Origin of the sequence: Bartonella sp. HY406 (assembly GCF_025449315.1) — a bacterium.
GTDB lineage: Bacteria > Pseudomonadota > Alphaproteobacteria > Rhizobiales > Rhizobiaceae > HY038.
Window position 1 is genome coordinate 24867 of sequence record NZ_CP104895.1, and the last position, 24792, is coordinate 49658.

The following is a 24792-nucleotide window of genomic DNA, read 5'->3' on the forward strand; positions in this document are numbered from 1 at the left end:
CATGACGTTCCAATCATAAACTTTAATTGAAATCGGGGTTTTCAATGGCTAGAGGCACAAAAGAGGGTAGTGTTGCACCAAAAGAGCGTGTGAATATAAAATATACGCCAGCGACATTAGGGCAACAGGAAGAAAAAGAACTTCCATTACGTATGGTCTTTGTGGGTGATTTTACAGGGCAAGAGGATCAAACACCAATAGAGGAACGAAAAATTTTATCTATTGATAAAAATAATTTCAATGCTGTGATGGAAGATCAGAAGATCAATATTGCTGTAGCAGTTCCTAATACATTGAGTGCCAATAAAGACGATGAGCTAAGAATTAATTTTGATATTAATTCCTTGGATGATTTTTCGCCGGATGCAATTGCTAAAAAGGTACCTGAGCTTAGTAAGCTTTTAGAATTGCGCGATGCACTTAATGCATTAAAGGGACCTCTTGGAAACTTTCCATCCTTTAGGCAAACAATTCAAAATATTATTGATGACAAAGATAGCCGTGAAAAAATTCTAAAAGAACTTGCTGCCATTGAATCTACCGGAGCAACCAGTCTTACCGAAGAGCCTTCGGATAAATAGTGGGCATTTATCTTAAGTAAGATGTCAACATCTGACTTTTGTCACAGATTCATAATTTTGAAATATATCAAAAGGGTAGTATAATGACTGCAGCTAAAGCACATGGTTCGGAAGAAACAAACGCAAAGTCTCTTATAGTTACAGATGGCTCGCTTCTTGATCAATTACTTGAACAAACAACTTATAAAAAAGACCAAGAAGAATATGATATTGCAAAAAAGGGCGTAGAAGTTCTTATCAATGATCTTCTAAAGTCTAAAAATGTTAATGAAAAAGTCAATAAAAATACTGTTGATCGTATGATCGCCGAACTTGACCGCAAAATTAGCCAGCAAGTTGATCAGATTTTACACCATAAAAAATTTCAACAATTGGAAGCTGCTTGGCGTGGTTTGAAGTTCGTTGTCGATCGCACTGATTTTCGTGAAAATATTAAATTTGATCTTCTATCTGCTTCAAAAGAAGAATTATTAGAAGATTTTGATCAAGCTCCAGAGGTTGTACAATCAGGGCTTTATAAACATATTTATTCTGCTCATTATGGTCAATTCGGTGGCGAGCCAGTGGGCGCTATGATTGCCAATTATAATTTTGGTCCTTCAGCGCCTGATATTAAGTTGATGCAATATGTATCATCTGTTGGGGCTATGGCTCATGCGCCTTTTATCGCCGGTGCATCACCTGAAATGTATGGTATAAACAGTAATATTGACTTGCCAGCAGTAAAAGAACTGGCTTCAGTTTATGATAGCCCACGTTTTCGCAAATGGAATGCTTTTAGAGAATCTGAAGATGCCCGTTATGTCGGACTAACAGGCCCACGTTTTCTCCTTCGTCAACCTTACGACCCTTTAGATAATCCAGTTCGTAATTTCGTTTATACTGAAGATGTTGCTTCTGAACACGAAAATTACCTTTGGGGAAATACATCATTTGCATTAGCAACCAGACTTGTCGAAAGCTTTGAAAAATACCGTTTTTGTGCAAATATTATAGGTCCTCAAAGCGGTGGTGCAGTGCACGATCTTCCTGTACATCTATTTGAATCTCTTGGTCAACTAGATGCTAAAATTCCAACCGAAGTGTTAATAACAGATCGCCGTGAATTAGAAATGGCTGAACAAGGTTTTATAGCGCTTACCATGCGTAAGGGATCTGATAACGCCGCATTTTTCTCAGCCAATAGCGTGCAAGCGCCTAAACGTTTCCCCAATACACGTGAAGGAAAACAAGCTGAGACCAATTATAAATTAGGAACACAACTTCCTTACATTATGATTATTAATCGTCTTGCTCATTATTTGAAAGTTTTACAGCGCGAACAGCTTGGCTCTTGGAAAGAGCGTGAAGATTTAGAACGTGAACTAAATGTTTGGCTTAAGCAATACGTTGCGGATCAGGAAAATCCACCATCAGAGGTTCGCAGTAAGCGGCCATTGCGCTCAGCTAGTGTCGATGTTTCTGATGTAGCTGGTGATCCGGGTTGGTATCAGGTTGCTCTCAAAGTACGTCCCCATTTTAAATATATGGGCGCTAATTTTGAGCTATCGCTTGTTGGTAAACTTGAAAAATCAACAACTGAATCCGATTAGGATTATAAGTTATGAGAATTTATTCCACGTCCCAGAGGAAACCTTCTGGGACACCAGAGAGACAGGTCATTGATGCAAAAACAAGAATTGCAAGTGGTAGCCTGCTTGATCGGTTGATTACAGATGATGAAGGCTTGCCGCAAACTCATTACACCTATGAGATTGATGGCATTATCAGATCTATAAAGAGAAACTTAAATCGTGCTCTCAATGTTCATGCAGGGGGCGCTCTTTCAAATATGGCTCTGGGTATCCCTGATTTTAATCATAGTACAGTGAGCTCCTTTGAAGTTTCCATGCAATTAATTGATGCAATAAGAAAATGCATAGCAACAGCAGAGCCGCGAATTTTTAACGTGGAGGTCAAGTCTCAGTCCGATGTGGATTCGCCTTTGGAATTGAATTTTTTCATTACTGCCATGTTAAAAATTGCCAAGCGTGAAGAACAAATTAGAATAGATATTGCAATGAGAGATGGTCATTTTTACCCATCATAATTATTTGAAATAACTCTATTTTTTAGAATTATTAATATTATTACTTTGATTGATATTATTATAGAATGGGGAATTATATGAGCCGACTATTTCAAGATGAACTAAGTTACTTGAAAGATAGTGGGCGTGATTTCGCACGGCTTAATCCTAAGCTTGCTCGTTATTTAGCCGATACGAGCACAGATCCTGATGTTGAAAGATTACTAGAAGGTTTTGCATTCTTAACCAGCAGGGTTCGTGAAAAAATTGATGACGAGATGTCAGAATTTACTATTTCTGTTATCAAATTATTATGGCCTAATTTTTTACGTCCTTTTCCATCAACAACAATGATGAAATTTACCCCTGCGGACCGTGTTATAACAGAGCGACACATATTACCAAAAGGCTCTGCTATTTTGTCAAATTCAATTCGTGGTCAACAATGCGTTTTCCAAACGATTTCAGACTGCCCCATCTATCCGTTGGAAATTGAAAATGTTGCTTTAGAGCGTTCCCGCGACTCCTCTAAAATCCGCATTGATTTCAAGACATTATCAGGTCTTCCATTAAGTCAAATAAACCTTAAGGATTTGCGTTTGACTTTGTGCGGTGACATGCCTGTGCGCCAAATGCTCTATTTGTGGCTCGGTCGATATTTAAAGAAAATTTCAATTGTTTTTAAAAATGGCAAACGCAAATCTATTTCAAAAAACAATATAGCGCCCATAGGTTTTGCAAGCGAAGAGTCTATTTTACCTCATCAAAATAACGCATTTGATGGCCACCGTTTATTACAAGAATATTTTGTATTTCCAGATAAATTCTACGGCTATGACCTTCTTAAACTAGGGGCAGCCTTTGAAAATACAGAAGAAAGTGATTTTTCACTAGAGATTGATTTTGAGCGAGCAGTACCGTCCGATATGCGGTTAAAAACTGATAATATAAAATTATATTGCGCGCCTGCAGTTAATCTTTTTGAAACGGATGCTGAACCATTAATTATTAAACATACAAAGACGCATTATCGTGTGCGTCCCTTAGGTTTTGATACTGACCATATAGAGATTTTTTCAATTGATGCAATTAAAGGCCAAAGGGCATCTGATGATAAAGAACACTTTCTCATTGAGCGCAATTATCCAGCCTTTGAGTCCTTCAACCATGAAGTAGGCTTTAATCAATTGGCAGAACAAGTATTTTTTTATAGTCGACCTCGACAATCTTTGCGTACAAATGGTTTTGAATATGATGTGTCATTTGTGTTGCATAACAGTGAGCCAGCAGTACCAAGTGAAGAAGTAGTTTCGATCGACATTACGTGCTTTAACAGCGATCTGTGTCAAGAGTTAGCGGTTGGTGATATTTGTATACCAACTGAAAAAGCACCTGTTTTCGTATCCTATTCAAATATTACGCGGCCAACGGAGCCCATTTATCCTCCTCTTGACGGTACTCTTAATTGGAACCTCATCTCCAACCTTTCATTGAATTATATGTCATTGCTAAGTCATGATGCTTTGGCTGCAATGCTATCTATTTATGATTATCAAAGCCTAACCAATCGCCAAGCTGAACGGGCGGCGAAACAACGTATTAATGGTATTGTTGATTTAAAAACCAAGCCAATTGACTTGCTATTTAAAGGGCTTCCCGTTCGTGGTTTGAAATCAATTATGCAAATCAATGAAAGTGCTTTTTATACCGAAGGAGAGATGTATTTATTCGCAGCAGTTCTTGCTGAATTTTTTACTCTTTATGCAACAGTTAACTCTTTCCATGAATTGGAAGTACACGGACTAGAAAACGGAGAAATATACCAATGGCCAGCAAAGATCGGACGTCAGCCGCTGATCTAGGTGGCTTTCTATCACAAAATGCGCGACAATTTTCGGCGTTTGAAGCAATTGAGCTTGTTGAAAAAGCAATCGATAATGGTATCGAAGTGGGAACTCATGAATTAGCTTTTGAAGAGAAAATTCTTTTCGAAGTTGACTCAGCATTGGGGTTTCCCACGTCTGACATCGTGCGGATAAAAAAAATTGATGACGGCTCTGATCTAGAAAGATATAAAATGAAGGTCACATTTATGGGGCTTCATGGGGCAAGTACCGTCCTACCATCTTATTATGCCGAGCAAATTGCTCATTATGAGCAGGATAAATCGGTTACCAAAGATTTTTTTGATTTCTTTCATAATAGGCTTATTGGTTTACTCTATCGAGCATGGCGCCAACCACGATATTTTAGACGTTACCAACCTGGTGGTGAGGATAAATTTTCCACTTGGATTTATTCGATGTTTGGGCTTGGTAGTGGTGAATCTCGTAAATTTACGAATATTTATTGGCCCAAACTGCTATGCTTTGCCGGTTTATTGTCAACGAGAAACCGTTCACCAGCTTTATTTTCAACGGTTATTTCGCGCGCCTTTAACCTTGAAACGGTTAGGATTGAAGAATGGACGCCGCGAAAGGTAAAAATCGCTCCGCATCAATTAACTAGGCTGGGCCAAAAAAATTGCGTTCTAGGCCAAAACATGATTTCGGGCACATTCGCAACAGATATTCAAGGAAAAATCCGCATTGTCATACAAGATCTTGATTTTGAAAGATTTCAGGATTTTTTACCTCATGGCAAAGATTTTAATAGCTTACGCGGTCTCGTTGAGTTCATGTTTCGCGATCAGCTTAGTTACGATTTAAAATTAGGCCTCAAAAAGAAACAAGCCTATCCAATTACATTAGCCAAAAATAGTCCAAGTCGTTTGGGGTGGTCAACATTCTTAGGGGATAGAAAATTCGACGAAGTCCGTGATGTGATTATTAAGGTGAGGAGTTAAACGCAATGCATTTACGTCTTGTCATTAATAATACCGATGATTTGAGTGGTGGCTATAGCGCTATTAGAGATTTTAATGAAAGCGGTGGTATCATTGGCGCGGCCGACATTGCTGATTGGCAAATTGTTGATCGCGATGGCAGTATTGCACCAAATCATGCTTGTATCCATTATATTGACCATCAATTTTGCCTAGAATCTCTCGTTGTCGATGGCCTTTCCATTAATGGTGCAAAGGCACATTTGCCAGTAGGTGAACAAATTCAAATTACCGATGGTGACACGATAAAAATTGGCAAGTTTTCAGTCACTGCTTTTGTTGAGATGACATTAAATGAAGCGGATCGATTGGAAACACGCGGCGAGCGTTGGGCAAAACGATTTGTTTCCGTTGGTACGTTAGTAGATCAACAAGAAGACGAAGATATCACTGCACAGAATTTTTTTGAAAGTAAAGCCATGAATAATGGTGGAAGCATTAAAATGCGTGAGACAGTGAAGCGTGCTCAAGATGTTGATCCAATCAATCTCATTGAGGAAAGCGTTGATAGTCGTTCTACCCACGAAATGGATCCAGTAAAATTATTCGATAAGGTCGAAAAGGCAGATAAAAATTATATGGCGAGTAAGATCGGTGATCTTATTGATGTGCAACCTGAAGATGCTGGATTTGCTGAGATTCCAGACGATTTACAACCAGGTTCGGCCTATATGAATATGCCAAAAGTAAGGGGCGAAAAAATGTCGGGGCAAACATCCTCAAAAACTCAGAATGATGATGATTTAGATTCATATCTTGAAAAATTGGCTGGGGCTGCAGTAACAAATGCAGAAAATCATCACAATATCGGTGATGTCTTTACTCGCGATCGATATCTTGCTGATGTATCGGTTGAAAATGGCACTGAAGAATTGGTTGATCATGTCCTTTTACGCCCCTTATGTGCGGCATTAGGATTACCTATACAAAAAATGTCTGTTCCTCAAGCAAATCGGCTGATGGGCGATGTTGGTGAAGCTTTAAAGGCAGCAATTTCTGGGCTGATGGAAAGCTATCAGCGAGAATTATCCGATAAAAGTCATCTGGCTGAAACCCATCTTCATGCTATTGAAGACAATCCATTGCGCCTAAAAAAATCAGTAGAAGAAGTTATTCAAGATCTTTTATTAGTTCGCAGTCCCGTTCACCTATCGGCACGCGCAGCAATAGAAGAAAGCCTTCAGCTGATCCAATATCATCAAAAGGCTAATGAAAAAGCAGTTGAAGAGGCACTTGACATGGTCTTGCGCTCACTTGGTCCAGTGGCTTTGGCAAAAAGATTTAAGAAATACAAAGGCCATGCGCCACGCGCCGGCGATCTAGATGCTTGGCATTGGGAAATGTACCAGCATTATTACAAGGAAATGCGCTCAGAACAGCAAGGTGGCTTATCGCGTATGTTTTGGGAAGTTTATAGTCAAGTTTATGATCGCCAAATGCGCGAACAAACATTGGAAGGTTGAGGCATGCGCGTTAAAACAGTTTTTTCAATTATATCTATTGGTTTATTAGGAGTTGCAGCAAGTGCATGCACTCCATCCCAAAGTGCGGAAGCTATGAAAAAAATGGGGCAAATTATGGCCGACCCTAGTTTGCCAGTGGGTGAACAAAAATCGGATAAGCCATCAACCGCGCTCATTACAGTTTATGCAGATAAAAAAGCTAATACATCTGAATATGGAGACGCACCAATTGATGTGTGGGTTTTCCAATTAAGCGATCCTGATGAGTTTGAAGGTGCCGATTATTATTCACTTTTTGAAGATCCCAAAAAGGCTTTGGAAACATCCTATATTCGCCATGTCAAAAAACAAGTGAAGCCAGGAGAGTCAACAGTATTAACGCCATTTAAATTTACCGATACAACGAATTTTATCGCTGTTGTTGCAGCTTATGCCAATATGGACAACGTAACTTGGAAGGCCGTTGAAAAGGTGAATGCAACTGGAGAACAATATAAAATAATGGTTCCAATTGTACACACTGGTGTTGCAATTCAGGTTCATAGATAGGGGCTAACGGTGTCATTACGCAATCCTCCCATTTGGAAAGATGGGCAATTTATTCGGCCAAATCATTTTCAACAGCAAACACGCTATCACGAATATATTACGCGTCGGCGTAGCGATGCTATTAATGCCTATCAATATGGACTTGAATCAATTGAAATAAATCAAGAAAATCTCTTGCATGGACGTATATCTATCGTTCATGCAATGGGCATATTTCCCGATAGAACAGTTTTTGAAATTCCTGGTGAAACACCTGCACCGCAAGCATTAGATGTGAGTGGTACCAATATCGTTAATGAAACTATTTATTTATGCTTGCCATTATGGACAAGTGGTGTTGCAGAAATCTTAACTGAGGAAAGCGCCAAGGAATCCGCACGGTTAAATATTTATAACCAAGAAACACGCGATGTTACCAGTGACGACGCTGATCCATGGGATATCGAGGTTGGTCAATTACGTCTAACACTTCTAACCGAACGTGATGACCGCAGTTCATATAGCTGTATTCCTATTGCTCGTATCAAAGAAAAACGTAGCGATGGTAGCGTTATTTTAGATGCAGATTTTATGCCTGTTGCTTATGATATTCAAGCATTACCGCAATTACGCCGCGTTTTGGATGACTTTACAGGATTACTCAATCAACGCTCCCAGCAGATTGCGCAACGTCTTGGTGGCTTAACTCAAGGCGGCGTTGCTGATGTTGCAGACTTTATGCTTTTGCAAACAACAAATCGTTTAGGCCCTACATTTAAGCATTTAAGTACCATCATGCGTATTCATCCAGAGCGGCTGTTTGAGCTTTTTGCTGGGGCGGCTGGCGAACTGGCGACCTTTACCCATGAAGGACGCTTACCTGAAATTTGGCCAGTCTATTCGCATGAAGAGCCACATATTTGTTTTCATCCGCTTATAGCGTCCTTACGCCGTTCACTTTCTGTGATGCTTGAGCCAAATGCTATCGCACTACCATTGCAAAAACATAAATATGGTGTGCTTACCTCGCCTATTAGCGATAGTGAACTTATTGAAACATGTTCCTTTGTCTTGGCGGTTCGAGCAGCAATGCCACTTGATCGTCTTGCAAAAACATTTCCTTCGCAGGTTAAGATCTCTTCGATTGAAAAAATCAGAGAATTGGTTCAGCACCATCTTCCAGGTGTGGTATTGCAACCATTAGCAACTGCACCACGCCAACTACCCTATCACGCGGAATATACTTATTTCTTCCTTGATCACCACTCAAGTGGTTGGAAAAATATTATAAAATCGAGCGGTTTTGCTTTCCATATTGCTGGTGAATTTCCTGATTTGGAAATGCAGTTCTGGGCTATTCGTGGACGACGGGATAATGGAGGCATAGCATGAACGAAATAATAGATAATTCAAATGTGCCAAAGGTAAAGGACCCAGGCGGCTTTTATCTTGGTAACGGAATTACAGATATTGATACCATTGACACCGAGATAGCCAAACCAAGGCCACTTTCTTCCTCTGTCAATAAAGGCAAAAATTTCGCCTTTGCCTTGCGGGGAATGACGCTTAATAAAATTGTTGATTGCGCATCTCCGTTGATTGCTTTGATTATGCGCATTTCTAATCTTGGTAATTTTGACGATGTAGAAGATTTACATAAACGCTGTTGCCATGAAATTGATGCTATCGAATTGGAACTACATAAATTTGGCTATGACCGCGTAACTATTTTGGCGTTTCGATATTGTTTATGCAGTGTGATTGATGAAGCCGTCCTTATCACACCATGGGGAGAAAATAGCCGTTGGTCGCAAAATAGTTTGCTTGCCTTATACCATCAGGAAACTTGGGGTGGTGAAAAATTCTTTGTCATTGTTGATCGGTTGATGGATGAGCCTCATCGTTACATAGATATTGTTGAATTTCTCTATTTATGTATGATTTTAGGATATGAGGGAAAATATCGACCTCAGCATAATGGTAAACTTAACCTTGAAACGTTCATTAAAGACGTTCATGACGCTATCCGTAAGGAACGTGGCTATCCAGACACGTTGCGCCTTTTTGAGGCTGACCATGTTGTGATCAAAAAACATGAAATTAAATGGCAAACTCCAGTTATTGCAGTTGTGTTAATCGCGCTTGCTTGTGCGATTTTACTGTATTTTGCATTTTTTATTTATACTGAAGCTTACACGGGAAGTATTATTAGGGATATCTCGGGTGTCCTAGCCAAGTAATTCTTCTTCACTATCAAAACAATTTATACATAAGATTAAAGCGGGTAATTATTATGGCAAATATCGATATCAGACGCCAATTGGTTGATCGTCTTAACAAAGCATGCCATACGGCGTTGTCAGAGGCATCTAATGTCTGTGTTGGAGCGGGCCATCGTGAAGTTGTCATCGAACATCTTTTAGTTTCTTTATGTGAGCAAAATAGCAATGATATTAGGCTAATTTTCCGCAATTTAAATCTTGATTTTGATAAATTGAGTGATGAATTACGCAGTTGCTTTAACCGCTTTCGCGTGAGCAATGGCGAAATGCCATCCCTATCGCCTTTGATCTTCGATTTATTAGAAGCGGCATGGTTAATTACATCGTTAGAACTAAATGAACAAAAAATCAGAGGCGGTGCTATTTTGTTGGCGCTTGTTCGAGATCCTGCCCGTTATTGTCGTTATGAATATATTGATATTTTAGAAAAAGTTTCACCTATAACATTAATGAACAGATTTTTTAGCTTAACAAGTGGTTCTGTTGAGCAAATTTTTTCAAATGATAATGATCGCAGCACAAAAGTGGAAAAAACTGCTGTTAGCGAAAGTGCTTTAGAAAAATATGCTGAAAACTTCACACAGCAAGCCAGAGAAGGTAAAATCGATCCTGTTTTTTGCCGTGATAATGAAATTCGCCAAATTATTGATATTTTAGCACGCCGCCGTAAAAACAATCCTATTTGTGTTGGCGATGCAGGCGTTGGTAAGACTGCAGTTGTTGAAGGACTTGCTTACAAAATTGTTAATAATGATGTACCTGAAAGCCTTCAAGGTGCTGAGATTTATGGTCTTGATATGGGCGCATTAGAGGCCGGCGCTTCAGTAAAAGGTGAGTTTGAAAAAAGATTAAAAGCTGTCCTTGATGAGTTAAAGAATGCCGACAAACAAACGGTTTTATTTATTGATGAAGCCCATACCTTGATTGGTGCAGGCGGAAATGCTGGGGGTAGCGATGCTGCTAATCTTTTAAAGCCCGCATTAGCGCGCGGGGAAATTAAAACTATTGCTGCAACAACATGGTCTGAATATAAAAAATATTTTGAAAAAGATCCTGCATTAACGCGTCGTTTTCAACTTGTAAAGCTTGATGAGCCAAGCGTAGAGCAAGCCAGCATCATTATTCGTGGTCTTGTTCCTGCCTATGAAAAGGCGCATGAAGGTATTTATATTAGTGATGCAGGGGTGGAAGCTGCAGCGCGATTATCTTCGCGTTATATTACCGGCCGCCAATTACCAGATAAAGCTATTGATGTGCTTGATACTGCCTGCGCTCGTGTGAAAGCCGGCGCCACTGGCATGCCTTTACAAATTGAAAAATATATTCAAGAAGCCAAAGCGTTAGAGCGTGAAAAAGATAGTATCGAGCGCGATATTGCTGCTGGCCATCATGATAAAGCATTGCAAGAACGCATTGACCTTATCCATGATAAGCTCGTTCATATTAATATTGAAAAGGATCGATTAACTGAAATTCTTGGTGAACAAAGAACCCTCATAAATGAACTAAAGACCTTAAGAGACGAAAAATTAGCCGAACAAACTGATGATGGAAAGGCAATTTTACAAGAAAAAATAGTCCTTGCTCGTCAAAGGTTTGAAGATGCACGGCGTGAATATTCCCTGGTTAGTTTAGAAGTTGGCCCACAAGAAATTGCCGCCGTTATTTCTGATTGGACCGGAATTCCTGTTTCGTCAATGGCACAGGATGAAATTGATAGTTTATTGAATTTAAAAAATAATATTGCAAATGTTATTAAAGGCCAAGACTATTCTTTGCAAATTATTCAAGAGCAATTGCAAGCCTCTCGTCTGGATTTACACAAATCTGGCCGACCATTAGGGGTGTTTTTATTGGTTGGTCCATCGGGTGTGGGTAAAACTGAAACTGCAATAGAGGTTGCACGCAAACTCTTTGGTGGTGAGCAATTTATGACAACCATCAACATGACCGAATTTCAAGAAAAACATACCGTATCACGTCTTATTGGTTCGCCTCCTGGTTATGTTGGTTATGGTGAAGGTGGTATTTTGACTGAAGCTATTCGCAAAAAACCCTATTCAGTTGTATTGTTAGACGAAGTCGAAAAGGCCGATGCTGATGTATTGAACATCTTCTATCAAGTTTTTGATAAGGGCATTTTATCTGATGGCGAAGGCAGAGAAATAGATTGTAAAAATGTCGTTTTTTTCCTCGCCTCTAATCTTGCAAGCCATAGCATCACCGAAAGTGCCTTAAATTTCCCTGAAAAAACATCTGATGATATATTAAGTGAAATTAAACCTGCCTTAACCAAGCATTTTAAGCCAGCCCTTTTAGCACGTATGCAACCCACGGTTTATATGCCGCTTAGTAAGGAAGTTATGCGCGATATTATCGCGGCAAAATTAACGCAACTTGCAGATATGTTTATTGAGCGTCAAGGGCTTATTTTTGAAATCAGTAGTAGGGCCATTGAGCATTTAGAAAGTCTTTGCAATGAAGCCGCAAGCGGTGCACGTCTCATTGATCAATTAATTCAAAAGCGTATTTTACCCGAAATATCACGAACTATTCTTGAAAGCCGGTTAACTGAAAAAAACCTAATCAGCGTTTTAGTCGATATTAATGAAGATGGGTCTTATAATTTTACATTTGCTGAGCAGCCCGAAGAGATAAACGAGGCTGCGCAATAATGATTGCTTTGACAGATTTTCTGCCAAAATATACCGATATTTTACATATTAGGCAGACGCCTGATATGCGTTTATTCATGGTTGAAGCATTAAGCCAATTATTTGATGCAAGTGCCGTTTGTTTATGTGGCCGAGATGAAACCAATGAAAATCTCATCGAGCTTGCAGCTTGGCCACATAAACAAAACTATATAACCCTTGGAATTGATGAAGCTGAACGCGCAGGATCGCCTTTATATTGGGCTTTTCAGCAAGTAACACCACTTTCGATAAAATATACAGATTTACCGATTTTAAGACGTTTAAAACAGGAGCTTTTCCCAGTTTTAAATTTTGATGGCTTTGTTGTCGTGCCTGCGGTTTATAAAGATAATCAATATCCTGATCTTGTCTTTTTTGTAATTGGTAATGACCTATCTGTTACGCAAGAAAATTTGGCAATTGCTCAGAGCTTTGCCAATCATTGTGCTGTTTTTACACGAATGAATTTTAGCATAGAAATGATAGGCTTTCGTGAAAAACAGCTTTCAAATTCAATAAAAACATTGAATTCAACACTTGCACGTCATGACCAATTAAAAAATCAGGAATTGGCCAACACCCTATTGGGAAGTTCTACAAATATTGTAAAGGTTCGCAATGATATAAAAAAATTGGCGCCAACACACTCATCTGTTTTGATTTTAGGTGATACAGGTACAGGCAAAGAATTAGTTGCTCATGCTTTACATAATTTTTCTGATCGTCGCCTTGAGCCATTTATTGCCGTCAATATGGCTGAAATAAATGCTAATCTTATTGAAAGCGCTTTTTTTGGGCATGTGAAAGGCGCATTTACGGGTGCCGATAAAAATAAGGAAGGCTTTCTAAGTCAAGCTAAGAATGGAACATTATTTTTAGATGAAATAGGTGATCTACCGCTTGATTTGCAAGCAAAATTATTGCGCGTTTTACAAGAAAAAAAATACAGGCAAGTGGGATCAACTGAAGAGAGTTTATTTTCAGCCCGTATTATATGTGCAACTCATAAGGATCTAGGTTCTATGGTTGAACAAAAACATTTTAGGCGCGATTTATATTATCGAATTGCTGAAAGCCGTATCCTTATTTCACCCTTAAGTGATCGCATATCTGATATTGCGATGTTAGCTCAACACTTTATTGAAATTTATAATCAAACTTATAATACCGATTATTATTTTGATGATGCAAGTGTAGCGGTGCTTAGTAAGCTACATTATCCAGGAAATGTCCGGCAATTGCGTTCATTGGTTCAAAATATTTGTCATAGCGCTGAAGAGGTTGGTAATATTACCGCCCAACTGGTGCAGCAAACTTATGATGATAACTCTATCGATACATACCATCCAACCGTGTTTGAAGAGACAAGTTTAAAAGATGGCTTCCAAAAAGCATGCGATAACTTTGAAGAAAAAATATTAAGCCAATTTTTACAAAAATTTAGAGGGTCTAAACAGGATATGGCAAAGGCTTTGCAAATATCTGAGCGCACATTGTTTTATAAATTAAAAAAATATGACTTGGAGGTTTTAAGAAAATGAACAGGCAATATAGGCTTATTGCATTCAAGTCATTGTGTTTTCTTTTTGCAGGGTTCGCACTTCAAACACAGGCTAATGCACAAAACATCAATGAAGAGGCGATAAAATGTCGCGTTATTGAGGATCGCAATCAACGACTTTTGTGTTTTGATGCAATCTTCGAGACACCTGTTGCTATTAAACCGCCTGTTACAGTCACAGAAGAAATACTCAAAGTCGATGGCCCACTTCGAACTATGGCAAAGACCTTAGAAAATTTGCGTGAAGCAAATGATGTAAATTGGGTATTGCGCATGCGACCTTGGCAAGAAACCATGCTTTTAACTCAGATCGATTATGAAAAGGTCATGTTAAGCCCAGCCAACAGGCCAGAGCGTAATGAAAATTCTATTCAGCATCAATGGACACCACAAACAGTAGATGTTTTTATGACCATGAAAGAGACCGATATCCCTACAGATCGCGCTATCGAAGATCAGGCAATTATGATGCTAAGTTGTGAAAATGATATTTCAACTTTAGCGGTTCTTTTACCAAAACCTATAAAAACACTACAAGCCAATATTTCACTTTCATCGGGTACTGGCAGCGTGTTTCACCTTAATTGGCGTGATGTAGAAGATGGTAAAGTGATAATTGCGGGGCGCGGTTTAGAAAGTATCGATACGATAAAGACATTAGCCAATTATAAACGGTTGCAATTACAAGTTAACTATCCCGATGGCCCCAGAGCATTTATCTTTGATATGAATGATATTGCATCAAGATTAAAGCCGCTTAGAACCGCGTGCCATTGGTAAGGGAATAAACGATCATGCAAAGCTCTGGTTTCACTTCACTCCTAAGCCGTATTAACAGCACATTTAAAATGATTGCACGTAGTTTTGGTTCAGGTTTATTTATTAGCACAATTATTCTTGTTCTATTGGTATGCTTCGTCTGGTTTTATGGGCCAGGCTTTCAATATTTAGAATATACACCGTTAAAGCCAACGACCAATCGTATTATTGTTATTGGCGTATTAATTATTCTATGGGGTTTAAATAATTATTTCTTGGCACGCTCTGCTGCCAAGAAAAAGCCTAAAAAGCAAGTGGAAGAAGAAATAAAGCCCCGCGACCCGGTGGGTGAACTCATCTCTATTTTAAATGCATCCTTTCGCACGACTATGAAAACCATCAAAGATAAATGGATGGGAAAAGATAAAGGCGCGCGCACTCTTTATGCAATGCCTTGGTATTTAGTTATTGGACCGAGCACATCAGGCAAAACATCGTTAATACAAGACTCTGAGTTAAACTTTCCGCTCACCCATGAATTAAAGCAAGCGCATATAAATAAAACCATTAGCGATGAATTGCCGCAATATTGGGTAACGCGTGAAAGTGTTTTGTTCGACATTCCTGGTTCTTGGCTTGATATGAGGACGCCAATTTCCTTTGATGGGTTGGACAATGACGACATAGATCCCAATATTCCAGTTGTGCGAACAACTGTGAAAGACAGCCGTAAGCGTTTATGGCAGGCATTTATGAGCCTTTTAAATGAGGCTCGCCCACGCAGGCCAATAAACGGTGTCGTACTAACTTTTGATGTTGTTGATCTAATTCGTATGGATAGTGAAACACGCAATCTAATGGCGCAAAATATCCATGCGCGCCTTGTTGAAATTGCTGAAAAGCTAGGCACACGTTTTACCGTTCACATTGTTATGACTAAACTAGATCGATTGGCGGGGTTTAGAGATTATTTTGCACAATTGTCAAAGGCTGAACGGCAAGAACCTTTTGGTTTTTCCTTCGCTATTTTTGATGAATTACAGGCTGATGAATGGGCGAATAATTTTGAAAAACTATTTAGCAGTTTTCTTACCGAGGCCAATGATGATTTAGTTGACAGGGTCAATAATCAACGTGAAACTGAAATTCGTAAAAATATATATACTTTTTTGCGCGAATTTGCAGCATCTGGCCCAATCATTGCAGACTTTTTTAAAAAAGCACTTTTATCTGATCGCTTTTCAACTCCGCCAATGGTCAGAGGTATTTATTTTACATCCACCGTTCAAGAAGGTGCGCCATTCAATGCCTTATTAACTAAAATTTCAAATGACTATCATATGACCTTGCCGGTAATGCCGGCATATTCTGGTAATAGTACACCATATTTTACAGGCAAGCTGTTTACAAATGTCATTTTTAGAGAAGCCGGTCTTGCGGGTGACAACCAAATTGTTGAAAAACATAAGCGCTTTGTTTTACGTGGGACAATATTGGTTAGTTCCATCAGTATTTTAGTATTGTGCTTTATTTTGGCTGAAACGAGCAAAGATAATATTACTCGCGCTAATAATGTTTTAAGAGCTAGTCAAAATTTTATTAATTTACCCCATGATGCGAGCGCTTATGGAAGTGAAGTACAGCTTTTACCAGCTTTAAATGCAATTTCTGCTGCAAATAGTGAATTCCCCCATTGGCAAGAAAAGGGGGAAATTCGCCGTTATGCCGCACTTTACCAAGGTGGCAGGGTGGGACCTGTCGTAAATAAAGCTTATGAAGATTTATTGCGTGATCGCTACCTGCCGAGTATTGCCGAAAAAATTAAGGCTGAAATCATTAGGCTTGGTCAAGATCCCAACACTTATAATAGTGATGAACGTCTTGATGCATTGCGCGTATATTTACTACTTGGTGATATTCAACGCCGTAAAGAATTGGATGCAACAGATAGTACGAATTCACGAGGTAAAGCAACAGTAATAGCCTGGTTGAAAAATGATTGGCAAAGGCGTTTTGAAGGTGAGGAAGATAAACAAGTAGGCCTTTTGCAGCATTTAGATTACGCGCTTTCGACCAATCACATTGCTGCTCCTATTGATCAGCCACTGGTTGAAACAACACAGCTTGCTTTGCGTGAAGTGCCGCGTGATGTGCGCCTTTATCGTAACTTGAAAACTCTCGCGCAACGTCAAGTTCCAAATGGGCTTAATTTAAGAAACCAAATAGGAGCATCAAGTTTCGATATTGTCTTTAAGCATAGCGCGAATAATGAAGCTTTATCACAAGATTTTTCTGTTCCCTATTTTTACACCAAACGCGGTTTTTTAGATTTCTTTGTTCCTAAAAGTCAGGATTTATCTGTCATTGCTATTGAAGATGCTTGGGTTAGTGGAGAACGTAAAGATATAAAATATTCAGAAGAAGATCTTCAAGCTTTCATTGAAAAAATACGTCATGCTTATGCTACAGATTATATCAATTATTGGAAAAATATGATTAATAATCTCAATATCTCCGATTTTAGAAATATTGATGATGCAGGGCGCGTTCTATCTGAAATTAATGGATCTTCTGCACCATTTGGAAGACTGCTTAATTTGATAAAGGCAGAAACTGAAATCTACCCTGCTGAACCGACGCAAACTAATGCAGAGCAACCTAAAACCCAAATTTTGTTTGACAAAAATCGTGAGCATGCTTTGCGTATTACCCGTGCTTTTGCTGATCTTTCAGCATTGGTCACTGCAAAAGAGGGGCAAACTCCGCCTCTTGAAGAAACAATGGCACCACTTTCTGGTTTAGAAGCTTATATGCGTGCTATTCTTAGTGGGCAACAATCAAGCAAGCCGGTGGCTTTGGAAAAAGCTCAAGAGCGCGCCAAGTTGCAAGGGGATGATCCTATATTTATCATACGTCGAACTGGTAGCAATATGCCAAAGCCGTTTGATAAATTTTATGCACAAATAGCTGATAATAGTTGGAAAGTTATTCTTGATGCCGCCAAGACAGATTTACAATCTGTTTGGCAAAATAGTGTTTATAGAACCTTTAATGTAGAATTGGCAGGACGTTATCCATTTAACATTAACAGCAAGGAAGAAGTATCCCTTACCGAGTTTCAAAGATTTTTTGGGCCAGAGGGACAGTTTGATAAATTTTTCAATGATCATTTGAAAACATTTATGAATCCCAATAATGGTACACCAATTATGATTGATGGGCAGAGCTTAAGTGTCAGCGAAAATTTCATAGCTCAAATAGCAAAAATTCGCGCTGTACGTGATATTTTCTTTAATGCTGATGGTGTTCCAACATTGCGTTATTCGGTTGAACCAGTAACAATGAGCGGCAATATTGCTCGTAGTGTCCTTAATATCGAGGGACAATTAGTTCCTTATAGTCATGGGCCGTCACGTCCGATAAGTATATTATGGCCAAATGCACTATCTAGTAACCAAGATATTAGCCAATTATCAGTAGGTAATAATGGTTCAATAACTTATTCTGGTCTTTGGTCAAGTTTCCGTCTTTTTGATCGTGCGACAGTGGCAAATGTTTTACCCGATAGCGCTGAATTAAATTTCAATATTGGTAATGGTCAAATAAAATATAAAATTAAGATGTCAGCGACTGATAAGAACCCATTTGTTCTAAAGCCACTTATATCCTTAAAACTCCCAGAGCAATTATAATGAGTGTGAATGATTTTCCAAACAATGGTATAACGAATTTGGATTGGATCAATACAAATTCGCTTTTTCTCGCCGTAGGCGCTCAGTTAGACAAAGAAGCCCCTGTGGGAGTGGCCATTGATGAAAATGATGTCTATGATTTAATAGACACTGAAATGATGAAACGTGGCACCCTAAACCACTCAACAATCCGTTGGGAATGGGTTTGTGAACAAAGTGAAATATTGTTAAAGACGGAAACCAAGGATTTTCGTCTTATCTTATTCGTACTGCAATCATTATCAAGCCTAAAAAAATGTGAAGAACCTTTAACGCTTGGGGCAGCAATTTTTGCGCGCTTCATCAACCTTTGGGGCGATAATGCTTATCCCGTTGCCAAAAAACGCTTGCCTGTTTTACGTAAATTAGTCGATGCGATAGACCAACTTTATGATTATTCATTGCGGATAGGACTAAACGATGATCAAATTAGCCTCATAACTCAAAGTTTTAGATCGACCTCTGATTATCTTAAATCTTTTGATAGTGATCTTGAACTAAAGATATTGTCGCTTGCGAATAAGGTTGAGGCGCTTTCGATCGCTCAAGATGAAAATGGGCTGCCTTCTTTAGAACGAATGCTTAAAGAGCCTGTCAAAGCAAAACCGATTGTTGAGGTTAAAGAAAAGACGCAGGCTAGCCAGCCCAATATTGAAATTCATCCTGAAAATTTGGTGCTGGATGGAAAGAATGAACGCGCGTTAAAGCAAAGCCTTGCTATTGTCGCAGATTTTTTGTTAAATGTTGACATTACTAATCCCTTATCTTATCGCTTGCGTCGGTTTGCAACATGGTATGGAATCCATAATCCACCAGAGTTAAAACGTAAAGATGATGCTAAAACTGTCATCATGCCTGTATCCACCAATGCAATTGATGAATATAAAATAGCTGTTGAGCGCGGTCAAATTGATCATGAAATAGCGCAAAAATTAGAGCGAAGCTGCCATTTGCAACCCTTTTGGATCGAAGGGCAATTTTTAGCATATAAATTAGCACTTGTTTGTGAACGAAAATTGGCTGCAGATGCTATTTATCAAGAAACGGCGCAATTTGTCGGGTCTCTACCGTGGCTTTTTAAATTACAATTTATGAATGGCGACCCATTTATCTCACAAGATGTAAAGGCGTGGATTGATGAGTTTAAAAACCTTCGAAAGACATCTGGAAGTAACAATAATAATGAAATGATTGGTGCAGATTTGCATACACTTATCCGTGTAGCGCGCGAAAAGGCCAATAATGGTAAGGTTGATGAAGCTATCAAAATTTTGGAAGATGCTGAACCAACTGCAGATAGCCCACGCTCTCATGCATTATGGGAAATGCTAATGCTTGAATGTTTAAGCGAATGGGGAATGCAAAAACTAGTATCAGCGCAGGCTAATCGATTGCAAAATGAAATAAGTAGTTTGTTTGTTAAAGATTTTGAACCAGATCTAATCGCACGTATTACTCAGCTTACAAAGGTTTAGGGTTTACCGCAGGGCGCTTCATAAGCGAAACCATCTTCATCATAATAGTTACAATAGCGGATTTGATTTTTAGTTTTACTAAAAACGCTATTACCTGGATTATAGTTTGTTCGCTCGCCTGATCTAAAAGGATCTTCCTCAACGTAATTATTAGATGACTTTTTTATATTCTCATCAACAGTGGAGCAAGCGGATAAAGAGAATAGTAATAATATAATTAAAAAAGATAAAGATAATTTTATCATTTTTCACCCTTTGATAAGATCAATATAAATTTAGATATTTAATAATATAATCCTCTAGCATGGTGAATTGAAAATTCAAAACAAAAAATATTTATTATTTAAATAATTTTTCTATTATTTAATATGGAAATATTTAAACATTATAATATTATAATTATTGCAATATTAATATTATTTCTAATGAAATAACTCTATGATATTTCAAATATACAGGATGTAAAATTGGTGGAGCTCTTCGACTTGTCAATTAAAGTTATTTTTTTTAAGAGACAGAAAATTACCAATAGGTTTTGCAACAAACATTGAAAATATTTATATTGATTAGCGTTTCTTGATTAAAATCATTAGGTCTGCCGCAAATTGTAATTACGGCAGGCCTAGAATTTTTTTGATTTGATTAAATTTGCTGTTCCCAAGAATTTAGGAAAAAGCATGTCATTTCTATTGAACAAATTTACAGCTAAATTTGCGCCCTAGCGTTGCTGTTGTTTTAAAGCTTTACGAACAGCATCGGTATCGTCAAGAGTTAAAATATTTTCTGCCAATTTCTGGCAATCTGATAAGCTCCACCGAGAAATAATCGCTTTGATCTCTGCTATGACCGGTGTACTACAAGAAAGTTCCTTTACACCAAGTCCTAATAATAAAGGCGTTGCAAGAGGTTCAGAAGCAAGGCCACCACAAACACCGACCCATTTGCCGTGTTGTGCTGCACCTTTACACGTTACATCAATCGCCGTTAATACAGCTGGATGTAAAGCATCGGCATAACGCGCCAATTCGGGATGCCCCCGATCCATGGCTAGGACATATTGCGTCAAGTCATTGGTGCCAATTGAAAAGAAATCAACTTCGGCAGCAAACCGCTCGGCTAAGAATGCGACAGATGGTACCTCGACCATAATGCCCACTTTAACGTCACTGACACCAAGCTTTTCGCATTCCTCCTCGACAATTTTTTTAGAAGCCCGCAATTCAGCAATCGAGGTAATCATGGGGAACATAATATGTAATTTACATAAACCCGCAGCTTGCAAGATAGCTCTAATTTGAATACGCAATAAATCAGGTCGTACGATGCCAACGCGAATTCCTCTTAACCCCAAAAATGGATTATCTTCAGCAGGTAGCGGCAGATAACTCAATGGTTTATCACCCCCCACATCAAGGGTACGAATGACCAAGGGTTTATCTTTGCCTAGCGCATTGGCAATTGCGCAATATTCGCGCTTTTGCTCGACTTCATCAGGTGCTGTTGCCTTATCTGCAAATAAAAACTCCGTACGTAAAAGACCAACACCTTCAGCACCATGCTCAATAGCTTCGCGTGCATCATTTGCATTTCGAATATTAGCAACAACCTCAACCCTGCAACCATCTTTCGTATAGGCTTGCTGATGGGCCACAGCTTGATCTGCCTTTTGGCGCGCAGCGATACGATCTTGTTCATCATGGGCTTGTTGAATATCTTGTTCACTAGGATTAATATTTAAAAATCCTTGTGAAGCATCCATCATAACCAATAAATCATCAGGTAGAGATAAAGCGCGTTGAGAAATTCCGCAAATAGCCGGTATTCCTAGTGAGCGAGCAAGAATAGCAACATGACTGGTTGCACCGCCAGTACGAGTACAAAAGCCAACCACCCGTGCAGGATCAAGGGCAACAGTATCCGATGGTGTTAAATCTTCTGCGACAAGGATTGATCCTTCAGGAACTTCAATTTTCTTTAAATCTGTACCTGCCAATATAGCCAAAACCCGCCGCCCAATATCGCGAATATCCGTCGCACGTTCGCGAAGCAAATTATTTTCTTGGGATTCAAGCTTAGCAGAATAAGCACTAAATGCCGCCCGCCACGCAAAAGCTGCTGTTTTCTTTTCCGCCAAGCCTGCATAAGTCAACGCTAGTAAATCTGGATCTTGCAATAATTCTTGATGGGCACTTAAAATAGCTTGTTTGGCACTGCTACCAAGAGCGGCTTTTATAACTTCAATTTGTCCAGAAGCTTCCACCAAAGCATCTTCAAATAATTGTTGTTCTTTTTTTGAGTCCTCGGCATATTCGTGAATATCGAATTGCTGCAATTTATATTGAAACACTTTGCCAATTGCTATGCCGGGTGAAGCTGCAACACCAGTTAAGATTGTTTTTGTTTCTGCTAAAACTGTTGTTGCAAGATCTGCAATAATTTCTTCTGGTGCTTCCTCGTCATGTTCACCACAACGATCGTTGATTAAATTAGTCAAATCATCAATAGCTTGGCTTGCATCATCGCCTATGGCTTCGATTTGGATTAAGTCGCCTTTGCGTGTTGAAAGCCCCATAATCGCAACAACTGATTTGCCATTCACTTTCTTATTATTGACAATCAAATTAATGGCAGATGCAAATGTTTTCGCTTTACTGGCAAAAACAGCGGCAGGGCGCGCATGCAAACCCGCAGGATTTAAAATGTTAAGTTCTGGCGAAATAAGTTTTTCACACATTATGGTGCCCTTTTTAAATAAGCGTGAAGCGGTTGATCTTATTACGTAAAATAAAAACCAACATTTAAGAAATATCAGGAACTAAAACTGATAAAGCGTTTTTTTTAAAACATTGAAAATCTTTGCATTGAGCTAAAATTGCTGCAGCTCGGTCGCGAAGTATTGAGATAAAAATGTCGTAAATTGACAATACTTTTTCATATTCCGCCTTACTAATAGCAATGAGAAATATTAAACGAGCAATTTCCCCGCCCCCCCACTCAATGCCATGTGGTGCTAAAACGGTGTAAATTGTGGTTTTTTGTGCAAATAGTCCCAATGCGTGCGGCAGCGCAATGCCATCACCCAGCATCGTGCTAACTATCGCTTCACGTTCCTGCACAGATGATAAAAACCGCTCATCAACATAGCCCTCTTGTGCCAATTGTCCGCAAATATAAGCAAAAAGCTTATCACGCGTCATAGTTTTATCCGCGACCAAAAAATGTTTTTCGGAAAAATATTGGTCTAATATATAGGGGCGAGTACGGTCGATTTTTGCCAATTTTGCCAATTGTTCTATTTGAAAAGAAGTTGGAAAGTTTGATATAACCACCACTGGTGCATTCTTATTTTCAACTTTTGTATTAGCGATTACAAAATCTTCCTTAACCACATCAAGATGATTATAATCTTGACAATTCATAGAATTTCTAATTTCAACTTGCGGAAAATGGCGCTGAATTAAAGCCTCGAGGTTGCGTAAAGTTGCATTGCCGCTGTCACAAACTAAAAGAGCTCGTGGATAGCGCACATAGCCAATTTGATAGTGGCGTTCCAATCCAACCCCAATATGTAAAACGAGAAACCCCATTTCGTTTTCTGAAATAGTATAAGATGAATGTTTTGACCAATTTGAAATTGCCAATAAGGTCATATCATAAGCAAGAGCATAGTTTTGTTTAATATCATCTAACACCGGATTAGGGAGATCAATTTGATAACGAACCCTTGTTATCATTGGACGAATATGAGTGACTAAATCCTGCAGCAATTGCTCATCATGACGTAAATCATAGCTGTAATGCTTATTGATGTAAGCTAATATAAAATGAGCCAAATCTTTAGCATCATCGCCATTAATATCATCTGGTAGTGTTTGGGCAGTTGCACGCCCCGCAATATTTGCTTTTAAAAATGCAATTTCTGCAACAGACAATTTCCGGCTTGTCAAAGTGGACAAAAATTCGCCAATGGTTTGTGCTGCGCGGTTGATTTCCTCGCCCATTTCACCAACACTAAAACTTTCGATAGGAAAGCCCTCTACTATTCTTTTGGCAGCAACAGCACAATAAAGTGTCAAAAACTGCAATCCTTCATCCGTTAAGCGCAAGGTAGCAGTACTTAAAACCTGTGAAATTTTTGAACGTGTTATTTCTAATGCATCCGCTAAAACAATATCATAGGCTAAAATCGGGTGGTCGCTATTAATACGCGAAATAGAACGTAGAATATCGGTCAAACATAATCGAATTGCGGTTTCAGCCCCTACCAATTTCATGCCATGCCTTGGGCGGATTTCTATAACTAAACCATAATCACTAAGTTTTTGTCTAACATCAGCAAGATCTGTTTGTAAGGCGGCTCGGCTACAGCCCCATTTATCAGCAAGGCTTTGCAAGTTTAATGAATAAGATGATGTTAAGAACGTCACCAGTAAATACATAATCCGCTCGCTTGCACTGCGCGGTATATATTTATTGAAAATTTCTTGTTGGTTCATACCTTCAAAAATAGAGACATCATCAGTTTCTAGATGATACCCTTTATTCCGTTGTAAAATGAAACGTGCACCATGATCCGCCAAAATAGAATTAATTATATCAATATCATTACGTATGGTGCGGGTTGATACCGACAGACGGCGGGCAAGTTCATCTTGCGGTAAAACAGTATCACGCAATTCTTCAAAAAGTTTTTCAAGTCGCAGATAAGGAAACTTAACGGCACCGGGCATAGAATCCTCCTCTCACACTTCATCATTTGACGCA

Annotated in this window: 17 protein-coding genes; 14 read left to right on the forward strand and 3 right to left on the reverse strand. The window is 38.9% G+C overall.

Annotation, left to right across the window (positions count from 1 at the left end):
* Positions 1 to 44: 44 nt before the first annotated feature.
* From tssB to tssA, 14 genes are all read left to right on the forward strand, one after another.
* Positions 45 to 581, forward strand: a complete 537-nt coding sequence (gene tssB, locus N6B01_RS14785; RefSeq protein WP_262080970.1) for a type VI secretion system contractile sheath small subunit — start codon at positions 45 to 47, stop codon at positions 579 to 581.
* A gap of 83 nt (positions 582 to 664) precedes the next feature.
* On the forward strand, positions 665 to 2173 hold the full coding sequence (tssC, locus tag N6B01_RS14790; RefSeq protein ID WP_262080971.1) for a type VI secretion system contractile sheath large subunit: 1509 nt from the start codon (positions 665 to 667) through the stop codon (positions 2171 to 2173).
* Positions 2174 to 2184: 11 nt separating this feature from the next.
* Positions 2185 to 2670, forward strand: coding sequence for a type VI secretion system baseplate subunit TssE (tssE, locus tag N6B01_RS14795; protein WP_262080972.1), 486 nt, complete (start codon positions 2185 to 2187; stop codon positions 2668 to 2670).
* Positions 2671 to 2747: 77 nt separating this feature from the next.
* A complete protein-coding gene (tssF, locus tag N6B01_RS14800) occupies positions 2748 to 4511 on the forward strand; it encodes a type VI secretion system baseplate subunit TssF (protein ID WP_262080973.1) in 1764 nt (587 codons plus the stop codon).
* Positions 4475 to 5494: a type VI secretion system baseplate subunit TssG gene (gene tssG / locus N6B01_RS14805; RefSeq protein ID WP_262080918.1), complete on the forward strand. Its 1020-nt coding sequence runs from the start codon at positions 4475 to 4477 to the stop codon at positions 5492 to 5494. The genes tssF and tssG overlap by 37 nt, the downstream gene beginning before the upstream one ends.
* A gap of 5 nt (positions 5495 to 5499) precedes the next feature.
* Positions 5500 to 6996 (forward strand): type VI secretion system-associated FHA domain protein TagH, encoded by a 1497-nt coding sequence (gene tagH, locus N6B01_RS14810; RefSeq protein WP_262080919.1) that lies wholly within the window; start codon positions 5500 to 5502, stop codon positions 6994 to 6996.
* Positions 6997 to 6999: 3 nt separating this feature from the next.
* Entirely contained in the window at positions 7000 to 7545 is a 546-nt protein-coding gene (gene tssJ / locus N6B01_RS14815; RefSeq protein WP_262080920.1) for a type VI secretion system lipoprotein TssJ, read from the forward strand.
* A 9-nt stretch (positions 7546 to 7554) separates the two neighbouring features.
* Complete coding sequence (tssK, locus tag N6B01_RS14820; protein WP_262080922.1) at positions 7555 to 8916, forward strand: type VI secretion system baseplate subunit TssK; 1362 nt, start codon at positions 7555 to 7557, stop codon at positions 8914 to 8916.
* Positions 8913 to 9764, forward strand: coding sequence for a type IVB secretion system protein IcmH/DotU (icmH, locus tag N6B01_RS14825; RefSeq protein WP_262080924.1), 852 nt, complete (start codon positions 8913 to 8915; stop codon positions 9762 to 9764). Before tssK ends, icmH begins: the two co-directional genes overlap by 4 nt.
* A gap of 53 nt (positions 9765 to 9817) precedes the next feature.
* Positions 9818 to 12481 (forward strand): type VI secretion system ATPase TssH, encoded by a 2664-nt coding sequence (gene tssH, locus N6B01_RS14830; RefSeq protein WP_262080926.1) that lies wholly within the window; start codon positions 9818 to 9820, stop codon positions 12479 to 12481.
* On the forward strand, positions 12481 to 14043 hold the full coding sequence (locus N6B01_RS14835) for a sigma 54-interacting transcriptional regulator (RefSeq protein ID WP_262080928.1): 1563 nt from the start codon (positions 12481 to 12483) through the stop codon (positions 14041 to 14043). The genes tssH and N6B01_RS14835 overlap by 1 nt, the downstream gene beginning before the upstream one ends.
* The gene (locus tag N6B01_RS14840) at positions 14040 to 14843 is read left to right on the forward strand and encodes a type VI secretion system-associated protein TagO (RefSeq protein WP_262080930.1); all 804 of its coding nucleotides are present in this window, start codon (positions 14040 to 14042) and stop codon (positions 14841 to 14843) included. The genes N6B01_RS14835 and N6B01_RS14840 overlap by 4 nt, the downstream gene beginning before the upstream one ends.
* Positions 14844 to 14857: 14 nt before the next feature.
* A complete protein-coding gene (tssM, locus tag N6B01_RS14845) occupies positions 14858 to 18514 on the forward strand; it encodes a type VI secretion system membrane subunit TssM (RefSeq protein WP_262080931.1) in 3657 nt (1218 codons plus the stop codon).
* Positions 18514 to 20028: a type VI secretion system protein TssA gene (tssA, locus tag N6B01_RS14850; RefSeq protein ID WP_262080933.1), complete on the forward strand. Its 1515-nt coding sequence runs from the start codon at positions 18514 to 18516 to the stop codon at positions 20026 to 20028. The genes tssM and tssA overlap by 1 nt, the downstream gene beginning before the upstream one ends.
* Here the strand turns inward: tssA and N6B01_RS14855 are convergent.
* The 3 genes from N6B01_RS14855 to N6B01_RS14865 form a co-directional block, all read right to left on the reverse strand.
* Positions 20025 to 20273 (reverse strand): hypothetical protein, encoded by a 249-nt coding sequence (locus N6B01_RS14855; protein WP_262080935.1) that lies wholly within the window; start codon positions 20271 to 20273, stop codon positions 20025 to 20027. The two genes, tssA and N6B01_RS14855, sit on opposite strands and share 4 nt — an antisense overlap.
* Positions 20274 to 20746: 473 nt before the next feature.
* Positions 20747 to 22762, reverse strand: coding sequence for a phosphoenolpyruvate--protein phosphotransferase (gene ptsP / locus N6B01_RS14860; protein ID WP_262080937.1), 2016 nt, complete (start codon positions 22760 to 22762; stop codon positions 20747 to 20749).
* A 64-nt stretch (positions 22763 to 22826) separates the two neighbouring features.
* On the reverse strand, positions 22827 to 24758 hold the full coding sequence (locus N6B01_RS14865) for a BglG family transcription antiterminator (protein ID WP_262080939.1): 1932 nt from the start codon (positions 24756 to 24758) through the stop codon (positions 22827 to 22829).
* Positions 24759 to 24792 lie beyond the last annotated feature (34 nt).

What these genes read in the sequence shown, in the direction of transcription:
- tssB (WP_262080970.1), top strand. Translation starts at nt 45, where the DNA reads ATGGCTAGAGGCACAAAAGAGGGTAGTGTTGCACCAAAAGAGCGTGTG.
- tssC (WP_262080971.1), top strand. Translation starts at nt 665, where the DNA reads ATGACTGCAGCTAAAGCACATGGTTCGGAAGAAACAAACGCAAAGTCT.
- tssE (WP_262080972.1), top strand. Translation starts at nt 2,185, where the DNA reads ATGAGAATTTATTCCACGTCCCAGAGGAAACCTTCTGGGACACCAGAG.
- tssF (WP_262080973.1), top strand. Translation starts at nt 2,748, where the DNA reads ATGAGCCGACTATTTCAAGATGAACTAAGTTACTTGAAAGATAGTGGG.
- tssG (WP_262080918.1), top strand. Translation starts at nt 4,475, where the DNA reads ATGGCCAGCAAAGATCGGACGTCAGCCGCTGATCTAGGTGGCTTTCTA.
- tagH (WP_262080919.1), top strand. Translation starts at nt 5,500, where the DNA reads ATGCATTTACGTCTTGTCATTAATAATACCGATGATTTGAGTGGTGGC.
- tssJ (WP_262080920.1), top strand. Translation starts at nt 7,000, where the DNA reads ATGCGCGTTAAAACAGTTTTTTCAATTATATCTATTGGTTTATTAGGA.
- icmH (WP_262080924.1), top strand. Translation starts at nt 8,913, where the DNA reads ATGAACGAAATAATAGATAATTCAAATGTGCCAAAGGTAAAGGACCCA.
- tssH (WP_262080926.1), top strand. Translation starts at nt 9,818, where the DNA reads ATGGCAAATATCGATATCAGACGCCAATTGGTTGATCGTCTTAACAAA.
- N6B01_RS14835 (WP_262080928.1), top strand. Translation starts at nt 12,481, where the DNA reads ATGATTGCTTTGACAGATTTTCTGCCAAAATATACCGATATTTTACAT.
- N6B01_RS14840 (WP_262080930.1), top strand. Translation starts at nt 14,040, where the DNA reads ATGAACAGGCAATATAGGCTTATTGCATTCAAGTCATTGTGTTTTCTT.
- tssM (WP_262080931.1), top strand. Translation starts at nt 14,858, where the DNA reads ATGCAAAGCTCTGGTTTCACTTCACTCCTAAGCCGTATTAACAGCACA.
- tssA (WP_262080933.1), top strand. Translation starts at nt 18,514, where the DNA reads ATGAGTGTGAATGATTTTCCAAACAATGGTATAACGAATTTGGATTGG.
- N6B01_RS14855 (WP_262080935.1), bottom strand. Translation starts at nt 20,273, where the DNA reads ATGATAAAATTATCTTTATCTTTTTTAATTATATTATTACTATTCTCT.
- ptsP (WP_262080937.1), bottom strand. Translation starts at nt 22,762, where the DNA reads ATGTGTGAAAAACTTATTTCGCCAGAACTTAACATTTTAAATCCTGCG.
- N6B01_RS14865 (WP_262080939.1), bottom strand. Translation starts at nt 24,758, where the DNA reads ATGCCCGGTGCCGTTAAGTTTCCTTATCTGCGACTTGAAAAACTTTTT.